We start from the raw sequence: 15,486 nt of genomic DNA on the forward strand, positions 1-15,486 counted from the left end.
TTATCACTGCCCTTACTTATCGTCAATCGGTCCGATTCAAGAGTTCTTCTATCGCGGAATAGAAAGTTTCTATACGACCGCCTGCGCTTCGCTGTAAGCCTGCCGGATGCGCTCGATTTGGCCCAGATGCCGGCTCACGTGTTTCGTAAAGCCGGCGACGATATCGGCGATTCGCACCGGATCGCCTTTGGCGTTCACGCCGCTTTTCTCCCAGTCGCCGTCGTCCAGCCGCTGCAGCAGCAGGCCGTTATACCGGAGCAGCTGCCCGAACGTCTCCAAAATATCCGCCGCCTCGGCCTCGTTCGCCTTCTGCCCGTTCACCCAGGCGTCCTGTTGAAAAGCCGGAAGCCGTTCGGTCGTCCCGGCCAAAATATCGCGGATGCGAAAAGAAACGACGATGCTGTGGTCGGCCAAATGGGCCAGCACTTCGGTTACGCTCCACGACTGCGGCGACGCCTTCCACGTCAATTGCTCCTTGCTCAGTCCTTCCGCAGCTTGAACGAGCTGCTTGTGCGTTTCCAAAAAAGCTTGAATATCGATTTGATGACTCATACCGCTCTCCCCCTCGAATGATTGCATAGTATGGACGGACGCGCGCAGCCGTCGGCCGTGTGCAGGCGGCTCCAACTTTCCTCGATTAACGTGCGGGCTCCCGTTCGGCCGTATACCGGTTGCGCGGAACGGCAAGCCCCAAATTCCCGCGCAGCGTGGCGCTCTCGTATTCCGTACGGAACAATCCCCGCTGCTGCAAAATCGGCACGACCAGATCGACGAAGTCGGCCAAACCGCCCGGCACGACCGTGCGGATGTTAAAGCCGTCCGCGGCTCCCCCTTCGAACCAGTGCTGAATCCGGTCGGCCACCTGCTCCGGCGTGCCGATAAACGCGGTGCGCGGCGTAGAAGCCCGCAGCGCCGTTTGACGCAGCGTAAGCCCTTGCTCCCTCGCTTCCTGCTTGATCTTGTCGGTCGTGCTGCGGAAGCTGTTGGTGCCCAGATCGCCGATATCCGGAAACGGTTCGTCCAGCGGGAAGCGGGAAAAGTCGAAGTGCTCGAAATACCGCCCCAAATAGTTCAGCGCCTGCTCGATCGTAACCAGACCGGCGATTTCCTCGTATTTCCGCTCGGCTTCTTCCTCGGTCTTGCCGACGATCGGGCCGATGCCCGGGAAAATCAATATATCCTCGGGCTTTCTTCCGTAAGCCGCCGCCCGCGCCTTCACGTCCCGGTAAAACGCTTGGGCTTCCTCGAACGTCTCGTGCGCCGTATAGATTGCGTCGGCCGATTTGGCCGCGAGCTCTTTGCCCGGCACCGACGAGCCGGCCTGAAAGACAACCGGATAGCCCTGCTTCGATCGGGCCACGTTGAGCGGACCTTGTACGGAGAAGTGCGTTCCTTTATGATGGAGCGTGTGCAGCTTGCCCGGGTCGAAAAACACCCCGTTCGCTTTATCGCCGACGAAGGCATCGTCTTCCCACGAATCCCACAGCCCTTTGACGACGCCGAGATGCTCTTCGGCGATTTCGTAGCGCAGGGCGTGGTTCGGATGTTCGCCCTTGCCGAAGTTTAGCGAGGAGCCCTCGAGCGGCGAGGTGACGACGTTCCAGCCGGCGCGCCCGCCGCTCAGCTTGTCGATCGAAGCGAACTGCCTGGCCACCGTGAACGGCTCGCTGTAAGAGGTGGACAACGTCGCAACGAGCCCGATGTTCGTCGTGACGGCTGTCAAGGCGGACAGCAGAGTAAGCGGCTCGAACCGGTTCAGAAAGTGCGGATTGGATTTCTCGTTAATGTACAGACCGTCGGCGATAAAGAGCAGATCGAATTTCCCTTCCTCCGCCTTGAGCGCCTGTTTCTTGTAAAAGTCCAGACTGACGCTCGCGTCGATCGGCACGTCAGGGTGTCTCCAGAATGAAATGCTGTTGCCGACTCCGGCCAAATTGGCTCCAAGCTTCAATTGACGTGATGGCACGGGCTGCCGCCTCCTTTTTAAACCAAATATACATATAGGTTTTATCGGATTTAATCCCTGACTCTACTGTATACCAACAGACGGTCGAAGCGTATATCGCATTGTTCTATAGATCGATTGATTCCTTCTATAGGTGTCTGCCGCTCTGTGAGGAATTGTCCTGTCCGGCCCGCTCCACCGGCGGCGGCTGCGCGGCGCTGTCCGATGTCAAAACGACTTGCTTGCCCGGATGCAGCGTCCGGACGCCCCAGGCCGCTCCGAGCAGCGCCAAACCCGTCAACAGAAAAACGAACGGAATGCCGATCCAGCCGCCGAGAAAACCGCCGAGCAGCGGTCCGAGGACAATGCCGAACTGACTCGCGCTCTGACTCAAGCTCACCGCCCTCCCCCGGAAGTCGTCCTCCGTGTACTGGACAATGAGCGCGTTAAGAGCCGGGTACACCGCGGCGAAAAACAAGCCGTATCCGAAGCGCAGCATCCCGAAGGCGGCGATATGCTGCACCGCCAGCTGCGCGATGCCGCCAAGCCCGCCGCCCAGCAAGCCGATGAACAGCGTCCTCTCGTATCCGATCCGCGCGCCGAGTCGCCCCCAACGCGGAGCCATAAGGACCGTGGCGACCCCGACCGCCGAGAACACGACGCCCGAGCTGAGCGCCGCATTGTCGACGCTGCCGCCGAGCTGGACCACGAAAATCGTCAGCAGCGGCTCCACGATGAACACCGATGTCGATACAAGCAGGATGAGGGCGTATACCCGCATCAGCCTAGGGTTGCCCGCCGCCCGTTTCAGGTCGTCGATGACGCCGGGACGCCGGCCCTCGCTTCGCTTGTGAATCTCCTTCACCCCGATGACGATCAAAGCCGAGAGCAGGGTCATGACGCCGGAGGCGATAAAGCATTCCCGCAGACCGATCCAGTGGCTGAGCACCCCTCCGGCCAGCGGACCGAGAATGCTGCCTGCCGCCGTCGAGGTGGAGATGACGCCGAGCGCATAGCCGACATGCTTCTGCGGCGTATTCGTGCCGATCAGAGCGACCGAGGCCGGATTGAAGCCCGCCACCAAGCCTTGGAAAATACGGACGGCGAGAAACGAATACGGGTCGTAGACGAAATAGTTCGCCAGGTGCGCTATTCCGAGGCCGACACCCGAACGGATCAACGTCTGCTTGCTGCCGTACTTGTCGGCGAGCGATCCCCAGAACGGGGCGCAGAGTCCGGCAATCAGGAAGCTGATGGAGATCGACACCCCCGCCCAAACCTCCACTCCTCGAGTTATGCCGAGATCATGCTGCAAAAACAGCGGGAAAAACGGAACCGAGAGCGTATAGGCCATATGATTGAAAAAAAGCCCGAACCATAAAATCCGCAAATTCCGCTTCCAATAAAGCTCCACGCCGTGCCGCCCTCCCTTCGCTTCGTAACCGAAAATGATTCCGTACCGCTGTGCCGCCAAAGACGGCGGCCCCGAGCGTGTCGTCGGCCGAAAAAAAAGAAGACACCCCTTGTAAAGCTTGTAAAGGGGTGTCTCTCCAGCAGCCTGGTCGAGCCATTCGTTCTTTTTATATTATATCCGATAGAAATACTTTGAGTTTATTCCTCACTATACCACCGAGGTGTTACCCGGTCAATCGATTTGTTTTATCGTTTCCGGCGGTCTTCCGGAAGCACTGTTTCCCTTAACAAGCGAGCAAAAAATGCATGGACGCGCGATTGACAGTCTTATACAATATATGGGCAGGAATACCTACTCTTCGGTCACTTTTTGCAGCAAACGACGCAGTGAATTCATAGATATCATAAGGGGGCACTACGTTTTGAAAACTAAAATCAGCACCATGCTTCTGTTCGGCATGGCGGCCGTCGTCGCCGTCGTGCTCTACACCGTCATGACGCATAATCAGCTGATTCAGGCGGAAGAGAACGCCGCCACCAAATGGGCCCAGGTGGACAATCAGCTCAAGCGCCGCGCAGATTTGATTCCGAATCTGGTGGAAACGGTAAAAGGCTATGCTGCCCACGAAAAGGAAGCGATCGAGGCGGTATCCAATGCGCGCAACCGGGTCGCCAGCGCGACCACCTCCGCCGATCTGATCCAGTCCAACTGGCTGCTGACCGGAGCGCTGGGCAGCTTCCGTACCGCCTTCAGCGGATACCCGGAGCTGCGGGCGAACGAACAGTTTAAACAACTCATGGATTCGCTCGAAGGCACCGAGAACCGTCTCGCCGTAGCTCGCCGGGACTATAACGAAGCGGCCGCGGCATACAACAGCAAACGCCGGCAGTTCCCCGGCAACGTGCTCGCTTCGGTATCTGGGCTGGAGCCTAAGCCGTATTACGAGGCTTCGGAACGCGAACGCGAAACGCCTGTCGTCAATTTCGGAGGAGCGAAGCCTTGAAGACGATCCGCCTGCTTGTTCCGGTCGTTGTCCTTTTCTTTCTAGCGGCCGCTTCCTTCTCCTTCCCCGCCATGGCTGTTTCCAAAAGCGTTCCGCGCCAAATCGGCGATATCTACGTGCAGGACCACGCCGGGCTGCTGAGCGAGAAGGACGCGGCGCAGCTCGTCGCCTCCGGCAAATCGCTGGAAGCGACGAACGGCACGCAGCTGGCGCTGCTTACCGTCCAATCGCTCGAGGGAAGCGATCTGGCGGAATTTGCCAACGAAGCGTTTCGGACTTACGGGCTCGGCGACAAAAAGAAAAACAACGGCATCCTGATCGTCCTGGCGGCGGAAGAGCGGAAAATCCGGATCGAGGTCGGATACGGTCTTGAAGACGTGATCACGGATTCCAAAGCCGGACGCCTGCTGGACATGTACGCAGTGCCGTATATGGAGAGCGGCAAGCTGAAAGACGCGGCAAAAAACGCGTACTCAGCCTTGTACTATACCCTGCTTACGAACGGCTCGTTCGACTGGAGCGCATACCCGTCGGCATCCGGATCCGGCGCGTACAGCAGCTCTTACAGCATTAGCGTAGATGGTGGAAACGGCACCACCTACCAGGTCGACGTTCACGTCAACAATAACGCTACCATCGTTGTCTCCGGCGGCGATAGCGACGACGTTGAGCCGAGCGAAGACCGTGCGGAGCCGTCCCCCTTGTTTGCCGATTGGCGCTACTGGCTCGAGCAGCTGCTGGAACTGGACACGTTCCGCTCGTTGGCCATTATCATCGGCGTGATGCTGATCGTCTGCGATTTTATGTTTTTCAAGGGCCGCATTACCCGCATCGTCTTGTTCATCCTCCTCCTGTTTCGTGGCCGGGGCGGCGGCATCGGAGGAAAGGGCGGCAGCTCCGGCGGCGGCGGCGCGAGCAGATAGCCGCTAATGGGTTACCGGTTAAAAAAGCCTTATCGTGAACGGCTCCCCTTTCCCCAGAGAAAGGACCGTTTACGGCAAGGCTTTTTGTTTTTTCCGGAAAATCAAAGGACTGTATCCGTCGGTTAACGAGGCGTGCGAAACCGCTCGTGGGTCAGGATGGTAAAAAGCATACACTTTTTTTAGCGAAAATAGCTTTGCTGGACGGTCTCCTCCTTTTTTCCGCGTGCTCCGTAACGATGGAAATGCTGGTAATGCGCTTGGTACAATTGCCCGTTCCGTGAAGGCGAATATGTCAAATAAAGCTGCTTGCGGCTATAGTTCGCCGTGTTCGAGCCGCTGCGATGCGGCGCAAGCGAGTGAAACAGGATGATGTCGCCCGGCTCGGTTTCGACAAGCTCGCCCTTGGCCAAATCGATTTCGGCGATTTCCGCCTCGTTCATATTGCGCAGCTCGCCCGCCGCGGAGCGGAGCCGATCGTGGTAACCCGGAAACAATTCCAAACCTCCGTTTTCGCCGGAAGCTCCGTCGATGGCCACCATGACCGAGATCAGCCCTTGGATGGGAAAGCCTTGCCACCAAGCCCCGTCCTGATGCATCGTGTATCCGCTCATGCCGGGCAGCTTGAACACCAGCTTGTCTTTGAACAGCAGCGGCTCGTCCAGATAAATGTCGCGCAGCGGGGTTAAAATGCGCTCATCCTTGACAAGCCCGGCAAATACGGGGGAAATGTCGACCAGCGGGTCAAATCTCTCAACCGCGCTCTCTTCTCCAACTTGGCGGAAGCCAACGCGGATGTTCAACGGATCGACGATATCGCTCAAGCTAAGAAGTCTTTCGCATTCCGCCCTCCAAAGCGCCGCTTCTTCCCGGGTGAACACCCCGCGCAGGACCAGATAGCCGTCCCGGCCATATTGTTCCAATTGCTCGTACGATAAAATCGTGCTCATCTTGTATCTACCTCCACTTTTTTGTTGTTTGTCGCTTTACAAAATCATCGTACTCCTTTGCATTTACAAAGAACATGCATTGGTTTATTATTTTACATATACTTTTTTGTAAATAAGGAGGAGACCGCATGCACACCGAAGCCATCGATACGATCCAGATCGAGGTCATCTCCCATTATTACTCAAAGGAGCGGAGCTCCTTTAATTTCGCACAGGAAACATACGCCGAATGGGCGCTGCTCGCCTGCGAGGAAGGAAAGTTCCACTTCCAAGTCGCCGAGCAATCCGGCGAAGTCCGGGCAGGGGAAGCCGTGTTATGCCCTCCAGGGGAGGCGCTGCACCGCCGAGCGCTGACAACGCTAGCGTTCCATTTCGCGACATTTCGCCTGAGGGCGTTCCAGAAAGGCGAGGCCGTCGATTTTCCGTACCGGGGCAAGCTGTCGTTTCAAAATTCGGTACGTTCGTTGTCGACGTTGGCCTCCCTCAGGGAATCAATGGGGCTTGTATCCCCCCGCTACACGGAGCATCTCATCGCAGACCTGTTGTATCAATATATCGGGGAAGTGGCCGTTCGGCATAAAGAAAGGCAGCCTCGTGACCCCGCGATCCGGGAAGCGTTGCGGTGCATCCGCGATCACGCGTTCGACCATGTGTCCATGCAGCTTGCCGCGTCCCGTGCCGGGTTAAGCCAATCGCAGTTTACCCGCAAGTTTCAGAAGGAGATGGGGATCTCCCCGGTGAAATATTTGACGCAGCTTCGCCTGCAGAAAGCCAAGCTGCTGCTGACCGAAACGGACGACTCGCTGGAAACGATCGCCGAGCGCTGCGGCTACCAGAACGCTTTTTATTTAAGCCGCGTCTTCTCGAAGGAAATTCGCCTCAGCCCATCCCAGTACCGCAGCACGCACCGGGTGTAAGGCCATTCGCCGACAACGCCCGACAAGCCGACAACGTCCTGGTGAACGGCAAATAAGCCTTACCGCTAACGATTCCTTTCGTTGAGAAAGGACGTCGTTGACGATAAGGCTTCCTAGTACAGTTACAGCCGCTTTTTCAAGGCTTCGATCTTCTCCTCGCTCATGCCGGTAATCTCGGCCACAAGCCGGATGTCCATCTCTTTGCGCAGCATGTTCAGCGCCGCCGCTTCCAAGCCGGCATCAGCTCTTTGATCGCGGCTCCTTCCTCGGGGTACCGATCGCCCAGTTCCTTCATCAGCAGCTCATCCTCCCGCATATTCGGATTGTACAACCAAGCAGGCGCCGACGTCTAAAACAGCTCGAGCTGATCGACCCGCGCCCCGAGGCGCTCCAGCGTATCCGGGGCGTTGTCGCGGAAATGCGCATGCTGCACGCGCTGCGTCGCTTCCATAACCTGCTTCGACGAATCGGCGGCCTGCCGCAGCCGGCAGCTGTAGACGATCGGGAAATAGTCCTGGAGAAATTTGCCCTCCGCGTGCGCCGTCAGCGCGATCATTTGGAAGCCGAGCTGCTCGGCGATGAAGAACACCGGACTCAGTACGTGATCGCTCGACGCCTTGCCGAACGGATTATCGAGAATGACGGTGCGATGGCGCTTCATCGAACCCTGAATAAACTGCTTGCGCTCGGCCACGTAATTGAGCAGACCGAGGAACAGCGTCATGTTTTTGCTCCACTTCTCTCCGCCCGACCAGCGGTTCGACTGCTCCCACGAATAGGACGCCTTCGTCACCTGATGGTCGTTGGACACTTTGCGGCAAGTGATGCCGATCGTTTCGTTCTGCATGACGACCTGCATGAGCTGGCGCGAATCGAGCCATTTGTCCAAGTCTTTGCGCACCGCCGCCTGCCGGTCTCCGCCTTCTCCCGGCTCGTCCGCGTATTTGTCGTGCTCCAGCCGCTTCAGAATCCATTCGATATGCTGCCGGATTCGCTCCTTGCCCGTCTGCTCGTCCCATTCGGGAACGGTGAAGGCGTACATGTCCTTCCAGCCGTCCTCCGTGCGGACGCGCGTTTTCTTCGGCAGCTCCTTCAGCTCCTGGATCACCTGCTTCAAATGCGTATGGATATGCTGGATATAATGCTGAAGGTCCTGATCGTGCGTTTGGATCGTCTGCTCCGAAATATGGATCGCCCGTTGGATGCGATGCTCCATCGTCTGCTGAAACTCGGCGATCTCCGCATAGCTCTCCTTCGCCTCCACGCCTTGGACGAACAGCTGCCGAAGCTTCATATCCTGAACGTGCTGGAGGCAAAATTCCTTCAGCCGCTGCTTGCCCTGCGCTACCGCCTTGCGCTCCTGCTCGACCCGTTCGTGCCTTCCCCGCAGCGCAGACAGGCTTTCCTCCGTCCGTGCGGCCCGCTTGTAGGCAAAATCGCTTTGCGCTTCGGCTGACAACGCCGCCGCTTCGACGCGGGGATCCTCAAGCTGGTAAGTCAGCGTATATTTCGTCCACGTTTGCAGCACTGCATCCAGCTCGCGAAGCTGGCGTTCCAACTGCTCCTTGCGCTGGAGCAGCTCCTGCCGCTCGCGGCGCAACTGCGCTTCCTCGGCATCCAACCCGGCCTCCGCTTCCGCAAGCGGTCCTTCGAACAAAGCTTGGGCTTCGCCGGAATACTGCTCCTGGAACTGTCTGTCAAGCAGAAGCAGCATGCCGTCAATTTCCTTGAGCGCCGTATCCTCGCGCACCAGCAGCTCCGCGATGCCGTTCGTCTCCTCGCGCAGCTGCACGATGCGCGCCCACCATTCGCGCTTGCGCTCCTCCGGATCGGCCGGCAGCGGGGCGTCCTCCTCCGTGTCCGGCCGTTCCAGCCGGAGCCGGTCCATCGCTCCCCGGCAATCTTCGGCCCGCTGCTGCTCGCTGCGCCATTCCGTCTCCAGAGCGGAGCGCTCCTTGCCGATCCGGTGACGTTCCAGCTCCAGCGCCTTCCGCTCCTCCTTCAGCTCGGCTGCCGGCGCTACGGGCTCGACGAACGAAAACGACTGCACGTCCTTATACAACTCGTCCTGCTTCAGCACCTGCACAGCAATGCGCACATCCTGCAGCTGCTGGCGGATGTCCTGCGCTTCCGCCGCGAGCAGCTTCCCATGCTCCTGCCGGCGCTGCTGACGCTGCGCAAGACTGTCCAGCTGCTCGCGCACCGGCGCCAGCTCCTGCTCGAGCTTGCCGATCTCCCGCCCGAGCTCGATATGCTCCTGCGCGTCGCGCAGCCATATGCCGAGCTGGACGATCCGTTCGCCCGCCTCGACCAGCGAGCCTCCCAGCTTGTCCGTTTCCTCGCGGTTCGCCTGAAGCTCGCGCTCCAGCTTCTTCTGCTCGTCGATCAGCGCCAACACCTGTTCGCGCTTCTCCTTGAGTCCCGCTTCCAGCGCTTGGGCCGCCGACAGCGGATAATCGCGAAAAAAAGCGCCCAGCCGGCGTTCCGCCGTTTGCCATTCCGCGAGCTCGCTTTCTTTGCCGACACGGTCGGACTTGACCGCCTCGGCCTTTTCCCGCAGCTCGGTTTTCCACAACTCGAACGCCGCAGGCGATTCGTTGCCGCTCCAATGCTCCGGTACGACCCATGCATGGTCATCGGACCCGCCGGTCATGGCATCTGCTTCGTATGGAGAATCCGCATCTGCGCCGCCAGCCCCATCGCTAATCCCGGCAACGGCTTCGGCCGCCTCCAGCGTCGTCAGCACGCGGATCGGGAAAGCGAAATCTTTGCCCGCCGCCCGCAGCTTTCGCTGCAGCGCCGGTTTCTCCTGACCGGTCGTCACCAGCGTGACCGCCCACAGCTTATCCGCCCGGACCCGCTCGGCGGCTTCGCTCCCGAGCGCCGAAACATACTCCGTTCCGAGCTGCAGCAGCGCAAACTGCCGCTCCCATTGACGGGCCATCCGCTCCACCGTCGGATCGGCGTAAAACACCGGCTGGGCGCCATGGTCGTCGACAAAACGGTAGGCGAGACGCTCCTGATCGAGCAGCCGCTGCTTCTGCTGCTGCCTCAGCTCCGCGCCTTCGGCCAACTGCTCGGCGAGCGACGCTTGCTTCTCGTACAGCGAGCCGAGGCGGTCCCACGCCGGCCGAAGCCGCGCCAGCTCGCGCTTCATCTCCTGCTGCTCGCGAACCAGCTGGCGCTCGCGCTCCTCGAGTTGCGCCGCGTCCTTCTCCGCCTGGCTGCGCTCCGACTCCGCATGCAGACGCCGCCGCTGCGCGCTTTCCCGTTCCTCGTCCAGCCGCTTCAGCCGCTGCTTCCATTCCACCCGGCGGTCCTCCAACTGCTGCTGCTCCTTGGCCCAAGCGTGAAACTGCTCCTCCACCTTCTCCAGCAGCGGATTAGCCAATATCGAGCGGGCGATCTTGAGCTGGCGGTCCTGCTTCGTCCGCTTTTCTGTCTCCTTCGTATGCAGCAGCTTCGACCAGTCGCGCTGCTCGTCCAGCAGCGTCTGCAGCTCGGCTTCCGCGACTTTCAGCTGCTCCTCCGTCCGGCTCAGCTCCGCGGCAAGCTCCGTCTGCCGCTTCGCGTCGGCCCGCTCCTGACGCTCGAACACGCTGCGCAGCTGGCCGCCGTTCAGCTCCCACCGGTCCTGCAGCTGGCGCTCGTCGTCGGAGCGGTCCAGCCGCTCCAGACTTTGCGTCAGCACGTTCATGCGGCCGACCGCGGCCTCCAGCTTTTCGCGGTATTCGGCAAACTGGAGCGAGTAATAGTGGCGTTCCGCGCGTTTCAACTGAGCGTCCGCCTTGTCCTTGTCCCCCTGTATATCTTGCAGCTTCTTCTCGCGCACTGTCTTGACTTGCTTCTGCTTGGCGATATCCAACGATTTGCGCTTCCAGCCGTGCCGGCTGTTGCGCCGATCCCAATCCTTGAGCCGTTCTTCGGCCAGACCCCGCTCGTTCTCCTCCGCCCGCCGGGCATCCGCCGACAGCCTCCACAGCGCCTTCGCTTCGCGGCGCGCGTCATTATACCGCTCCTCGGCCTCGCTCAGCTTCTCGTAAAGCCGGACCACCTTGTCCATCTCCTGAAGGATGGCCCGGTTTTCGCCGATCTGCTCCTTCAGCTCCTTGTATTTTCGGAACCCTTCGCGATGCGTCTCGAACAGCTTGGCGAACGAGCCTTCCTCGTAGCCCTCCATCGCCTGTTCCACCGTCGGCAGGAGCAGCCGGTCGAGCAGCTGCGACGTCGTTTTGCAATCGTCGAAAAACTTCTCGATACCGCCTTCCGTATCGTTGATTTTCACGATCGCCTCCCATTCCGAAGGAATGATCTGATACTGCTCCTCGAGATGGGCCTTGTATTCCTTGATCGTGGAAAACAGGCGAGCCGTCAGCGGAAAACGGTTGGCCATGGAGGCGTAATATTCCTGAATTTCGCCTTTGTCCGCCGGCCGGGCTTTGCCCATAAACGGCTTGACGAACGGAATGTGGTCCAGGCCGTGATCGTCGCGTTCGCCGTACTCGTAGGCGTACCGGTACGAATCGATGCCATGGCCGCTCTGGAACAGGGTGACGCACGTTACCGCATAGCGGCGGCGCGGCTTGTCGTTCAGAATCCATTCCACCGCAATATGCGCCGGACCGTTTTCCAGCAGCAGCGTATCCTTCAGCTTCCGCCCGGCCAAATCCGTATGCGGCAGCACCGCCTGAATCGCGGTCTGGATGAATACCGTCTTACCGCCGCCGTTCTCCAGCAGGATGGCGCCGTTATGCCCGTCGAACCAGAACGTTTCGTCATTGTAGCGCTTGTTGCCGCCCTCGTAGAGCACATGAGTAAAGCGGATTTTACTGATCGACGGCATGCTCCACTTCCTCCTTTTGCTCGCGGACTGCTTTCTTCTCGTCGGCAAACCGGTATAAAAACTGCAAAATGCCGCGATTGTATTCCAACTCCATATAGTAGCGCTGCACGACGATGCTGGCTTTCTCGGTCAGCGTCAGTTCGCCCGCGCCCACCTCCTCGGCCAGCTGCGTGTCGAGCAGGAAGCGCCGGGCCGTATCCATGAAGCTGAGCCTGCTGATCGTGTTGCCTGTCTGCCGCTTCGCCGTTTCCTTGATATCGTCCATCGAATCCCATTTCTCCACAATCGCCGTCCAGTTGTACGAAAACTCGCGCTCGTACGCCTTCAGCTCTTCGGGGTCATGCTCCTTCAACGTGTCGATCCGCTCGTGCACGAGTACGGTCCATTCGTCCATCGGGATGAAGTTGCGCGTCGGCTCCATGCTTTGGTAGCTGTCGTAGAACGCCCCGACGAAGACGATAACGGTCAAATAAAGCAAATACAGATCGGCGTTGACGGCCTGCGCGCGCAAATACGTTTTTTTCAAATAGTCGTTCGTCACATGGAACGGGGACAGCCGCACCAGCGGAATCATATAAAGCTGGCTGCCCGCGGACAACGTCACGCAATCGACCTCGCGCGCAAACTGGTCGACCAGTCCCCTTACCTCGTCGTCCGCCATATATTCCTGTAGCCGCTCCTTGTCCACGAAGCCGTCCAGCGACAGCTCCGCATACAGCCGAAACGCCCGCATGACGACCTCGTTATCGTATGCCATTGTCCGTTCCTCCCCATGTGACGGTCATATTCTGTATATGGAACCGGCCGCTTGCCCGAATGACGCCGGGCCGCTCCTCCACGACCAGACTGCGTTCCCCCAGCAGACGGAGCGCTTCCTCCATGCCCGAAGGCCCGTTATCTTCCCGCTGCTCCGCGGCGGCACCGACTGGACTGCGCTGATGCAGGATGAGCCAGAAGTCATAGAAAGCCCGGCTGTCCAGCAGCCGCCGCGGCGGCGCGTCCCTGGGCGCCTCTACCGCTTCGTCCGGCAAGCTTCCCCGATCGGGGCTTTCGTCCGCGGAGCTTCTGTCCGCCTCGCCGATTGTCTCCTCGTCCAGCAGAGCCATCTGCATGTACGGCCCGTTATCGCCTTCGGGAGCCATGGCAGCAGCGTCCGCGTAACCGTCGATCATGTCCTTCAGCTCTACGGATCCCGTCCGCTCCAGCCGTTCCAGCAAATCGCCCATCAGCCGCCGGAACAGCCTGCCGCGCTTGCGCACGAAGCCGTCCGTCGGCTCCTTCCCCGCTACGTCGGGAAACGCCTCCTCAGGCTCCTCTCCCTCGCCGTCGCGGGAAATGTTCTGCTCCGCGAACACGGTGAGCGGAGACCAGCCGCGGTTTCTTCCCAGACCGAGGAAAGGCGCCACGACGCCTTTTAACGCTTCCAGCGGCAGAGGCGAGCCGATCAGCAAGCCGGCAATATCCTGTTCGAAATTAAACGAAGCCATACCGGTGTAATACAGCGACTCCTTGGCTGCGTGCAGCGCCTGATTTTTCAGCTCCATGCTGCGCTGCAGCAAGCCCGTATGCTCGCCGTGCACCTTCTCCAACTCGCCCGCGATGCGCAAAATATATTCATAGGCATTATGCGGCGTCGGCTTGAGCGAGTCGGCCAGCAGCCGTTCCCGCGTTTCCTTGACGAACTGCCGCAGCTCCTCGAACTCTTCGTTCTCCCTGTGCAGCCGCACGTAAATATCGTCGAGCAGCGAACCGTACCGCTTCAGCGTCTCCTCGCTGACGATGCTGCGCTTGATCTCGTGCTCCAGCTTGAGCATGCGCTCCTGCAAAGACTCGACATCGACCCGCATCTCGTTGATTTGCCTCAGCGCGCCCTGAAACTCGCCCTTCTCCAGCTGTTTGCGCAGCAGCAGCTGGTGGATGGACAGCTGGAACTCCATATAGAACTCCTTGGTGGCAAAAACAAGCTCCAGCCCGTCCTCGTCCAGCGCATAATATTGCGTGTTCGTCTTCGCGTCGAACGAACTGGCTTTCAGCAAAGACGTGAACACCGTATCGTCCCGCCCCGTTTCCCAATTGTAGAACGAAAACGAACGCTTTTTGCCGGAGGCCGGCCGGAACGTCTGCACGACGCTGCGGGCCAACTCCTCCGCGGCGTCCGGTCCGAGCCGCAGCCGGCCTTCCGTTGTCTGCAGCAGAAAGCGCGCCAGCTGCTTCACCCCGGCTCTCGTATTGCGCATCAACTTCTGTTCGAAGAAAAACAGCAGCGTCAGCAGGCCCATCTCCATCATGTCCACGTCCGCGCCGTCGCTGTCCGTCTGTTTTTTGCGCTGCAGCTCGAACAGCGGATCGAACAAGGCGATCTTCGCCATCCGTCCCTGAAACCCGGCCAGCACGTGCTTCAGGTCAAAGGCTTCCAAGCTTTCCATAATCCGTTCCTCCAAATAGATCTAAGCTCTTGAGTCGTTAACGTCTCCTGCGGATAATAGCCGCCGGCGCGCAGGCAGGCATGCAGCCGATCCCGCTGCTCCGGCGGGAAGTAACCTGCGAATTCTTCCACCGCGCCGTCCCGGCGCGGCTGATTCGTCTTGCCGCTCGGCCACGGCCGGGACAGGCAAGCCTCATAGAAAGGCAGCGCCGGAATCGCCCCGCACCGGGCGGCGACCTCCTGCCAAATTCCGATGCCGCTATGGTCGATGTCGCCGAAATAATAAAAAACGGAGGTTCGTCCCGGCAGCGGCACTTGCTGGGGGAAAAGCCCGATATTGCCGACTATTTTGTTGCCGCAGCCGTAAATCAGCGTATGAAAGGACGTTTCGCCGAGCACGGGCAGCAGGGCATGAAAGGTCGTTTTGTTTTCCACGATCAGATGCAGGCACGCCCCGTCGGACGGAGCGGACGCCAACAGCGCCGTATTGACGGCGAGCATAAGCGGCTCATAAGCAGGCTGAACAAGCAGCTTGTCCCACAGACCGATCCGCTCCAGCACCGCCCGGCCTCCGCCTTCCGTCAGCCACTTCTCGTCCCCGGCCAGCTCGAAGCTCCGCTCCGGGGCGTTGGCCGGCTCTCGCGGCAGTCCTTCCGTCCGGAGACGGCGGTCAATGCGTTCGAGCCAAGGCAAGTCCGCCTCGAGGATCGCTTCGCCCAAGCCGAAATACGCATCGAGGCCGATATCCGGATGCAGCGCCAGCCTTAGCTGCTGCAGGCGATGGCGGTAATCCCGGTTCAGCTTGCCCGTTCCGACCCGGTACCGGTTGGCGAGCGAAGGCCGCTTGCCGTTGCGTCCCGCCGCTCCGACGGGAACGAGCAGTCCTTCCGTCTCCAGCGCCGCAACCGCCTCGGCAAACTCGCGGTACTGTACGCTGTCGTGCTCGAACAACGCAATCAGCTGCTCCAACTGCAGCGTAGCCTTGCCGTACGTTTGCAGCCAGCTAAGCAGCTTCTCCCGGATTCCGCTGATGCGGGCCCTTTCGTTGTCCATCGGATTTGTCGACTCC

At 59.7% G+C, this 15,486-nt stretch carries 11 protein-coding genes; 3 read left to right on the forward strand and 8 right to left on the reverse strand.

Going from position 1 to position 15,486, the window contains the following annotated elements:
* Positions 1 to 69: 69 nt before the first annotated feature.
* From ABD796_RS20080 to ABD796_RS20090, 3 genes are all read right to left on the reverse strand, one after another.
* Positions 70 to 552 (reverse strand): DinB family protein, encoded by a 483-nt coding sequence (locus ABD796_RS20080; RefSeq protein WP_344910975.1) that lies wholly within the window; start codon positions 550 to 552, stop codon positions 70 to 72.
* Between the two features lie 85 nt (positions 553 to 637).
* Complete coding sequence (locus tag ABD796_RS20085) at positions 638 to 1,966, reverse strand: LLM class flavin-dependent oxidoreductase (RefSeq protein WP_344910977.1); 1,329 nt, start codon at positions 1,964 to 1,966, stop codon at positions 638 to 640.
* Between the two features lie 127 nt (positions 1,967 to 2,093).
* Positions 2,094 to 3,419 carry an MFS transporter gene (locus tag ABD796_RS20090; protein ID WP_344910979.1) on the reverse strand — a complete coding sequence of 442 codons (1,326 nt, stop codon included), beginning with the start codon at positions 3,417 to 3,419 and terminating at the stop codon, positions 2,094 to 2,096.
* Between the two features lie 361 nt (positions 3,420 to 3,780).
* On the opposite strand from ABD796_RS20090, the gene ABD796_RS20095 reads away from it, so the two are divergent.
* Both ABD796_RS20095 and ABD796_RS20100 read left to right on the forward strand, forming a co-directional pair.
* Entirely contained in the window at positions 3,781 to 4,362 is a 582-nt protein-coding gene (locus tag ABD796_RS20095; protein ID WP_344910982.1) for a LemA family protein, read from the forward strand.
* Positions 4,359 to 5,285: a TPM domain-containing protein gene (locus ABD796_RS20100; RefSeq protein ID WP_344910984.1), complete on the forward strand. Its 927-nt coding sequence runs from the start codon at positions 4,359 to 4,361 to the stop codon at positions 5,283 to 5,285. Before ABD796_RS20095 ends, ABD796_RS20100 begins: the two co-directional genes overlap by 4 nt.
* Before the next feature lie 179 nt (positions 5,286 to 5,464).
* Here ABD796_RS20100 and ABD796_RS20105 read toward each other — a convergent pair whose 3' ends face one another.
* On the reverse strand, positions 5,465 to 6,232 hold the full coding sequence (locus ABD796_RS20105; protein WP_344910986.1) for a phytanoyl-CoA dioxygenase family protein: 768 nt from the start codon (positions 6,230 to 6,232) through the stop codon (positions 5,465 to 5,467).
* Between the two features lie 128 nt (positions 6,233 to 6,360).
* Here ABD796_RS20105 and ABD796_RS20110 point away from each other — a divergent pair, with 128 nt between their 5' ends.
* Positions 6,361 to 7,149, forward strand: coding sequence for a helix-turn-helix domain-containing protein (locus ABD796_RS20110; protein WP_344910988.1), 789 nt, complete (start codon positions 6,361 to 6,363; stop codon positions 7,147 to 7,149).
* A 349-nt stretch (positions 7,150 to 7,498) separates the two neighbouring features.
* Here ABD796_RS20110 and ABD796_RS20115 read toward each other — a convergent pair whose 3' ends face one another.
* The 4 genes from ABD796_RS20115 to ABD796_RS20130 are packed head-to-tail and all read right to left on the reverse strand — an operon-like array spanning position 7,499 to position 15,470.
* Positions 7,499 to 11,992, reverse strand: coding sequence for a chromosome segregation ATPase (locus tag ABD796_RS20115; RefSeq protein WP_344910990.1), 4,494 nt, complete (start codon positions 11,990 to 11,992; stop codon positions 7,499 to 7,501).
* Positions 11,976 to 12,749, reverse strand: coding sequence for a DUF6063 family protein (locus tag ABD796_RS20120; RefSeq protein WP_344910992.1), 774 nt, complete (start codon positions 12,747 to 12,749; stop codon positions 11,976 to 11,978). Before ABD796_RS20120 ends, ABD796_RS20115 begins: the two co-directional genes overlap by 17 nt.
* Positions 12,736 to 14,418: a replicative DNA helicase gene (locus tag ABD796_RS20125; RefSeq protein ID WP_344910994.1), complete on the reverse strand. Its 1,683-nt coding sequence runs from the start codon at positions 14,416 to 14,418 to the stop codon at positions 12,736 to 12,738. The genes ABD796_RS20120 and ABD796_RS20125 overlap by 14 nt, the downstream gene beginning before the upstream one ends.
* Positions 14,391 to 15,470 carry a Wadjet anti-phage system protein JetD domain-containing protein gene (locus ABD796_RS20130; protein ID WP_344910996.1) on the reverse strand — a complete coding sequence of 360 codons (1,080 nt, stop codon included), beginning with the start codon at positions 15,468 to 15,470 and terminating at the stop codon, positions 14,391 to 14,393. The genes ABD796_RS20125 and ABD796_RS20130 overlap by 28 nt, the downstream gene beginning before the upstream one ends.
* Between the last annotated feature and the right edge of the window lie 16 nt (positions 15,471 to 15,486).

Origin of the sequence: Paenibacillus hodogayensis (assembly GCF_039536325.1) — a bacterium.
Classification (GTDB): Bacteria; Bacillota; Bacilli; order Paenibacillales; family NBRC-103111; genus Paenibacillus_AB; species Paenibacillus_AB hodogayensis.

What these genes read in the sequence shown, in the direction of transcription:
- ABD796_RS20080 (WP_344910975.1), bottom strand. Translation starts at nt 552, where the DNA reads ATGAGTCATCAAATCGATATTCAAGCTTTTTTGGAAACGCACAAGCAG.
- ABD796_RS20105 (WP_344910986.1), bottom strand. Translation starts at nt 6,232, where the DNA reads ATGAGCACGATTTTATCGTACGAGCAATTGGAACAATATGGCCGGGAC.
- ABD796_RS20110 (WP_344910988.1), top strand. Translation starts at nt 6,361, where the DNA reads ATGCACACCGAAGCCATCGATACGATCCAGATCGAGGTCATCTCCCAT.
- ABD796_RS20115 (WP_344910990.1), bottom strand. Translation starts at nt 11,992, where the DNA reads ATGCCGTCGATCAGTAAAATCCGCTTTACTCATGTGCTCTACGAGGGC.
- ABD796_RS20120 (WP_344910992.1), bottom strand. Translation starts at nt 12,749, where the DNA reads ATGGCATACGATAACGAGGTCGTCATGCGGGCGTTTCGGCTGTATGCG.
- ABD796_RS20125 (WP_344910994.1), bottom strand. Translation starts at nt 14,418, where the DNA reads ATGGAAAGCTTGGAAGCCTTTGACCTGAAGCACGTGCTGGCCGGGTTT.
- ABD796_RS20130 (WP_344910996.1), bottom strand. Translation starts at nt 15,470, where the DNA reads ATGGACAACGAAAGGGCCCGCATCAGCGGAATCCGGGAGAAGCTGCTT.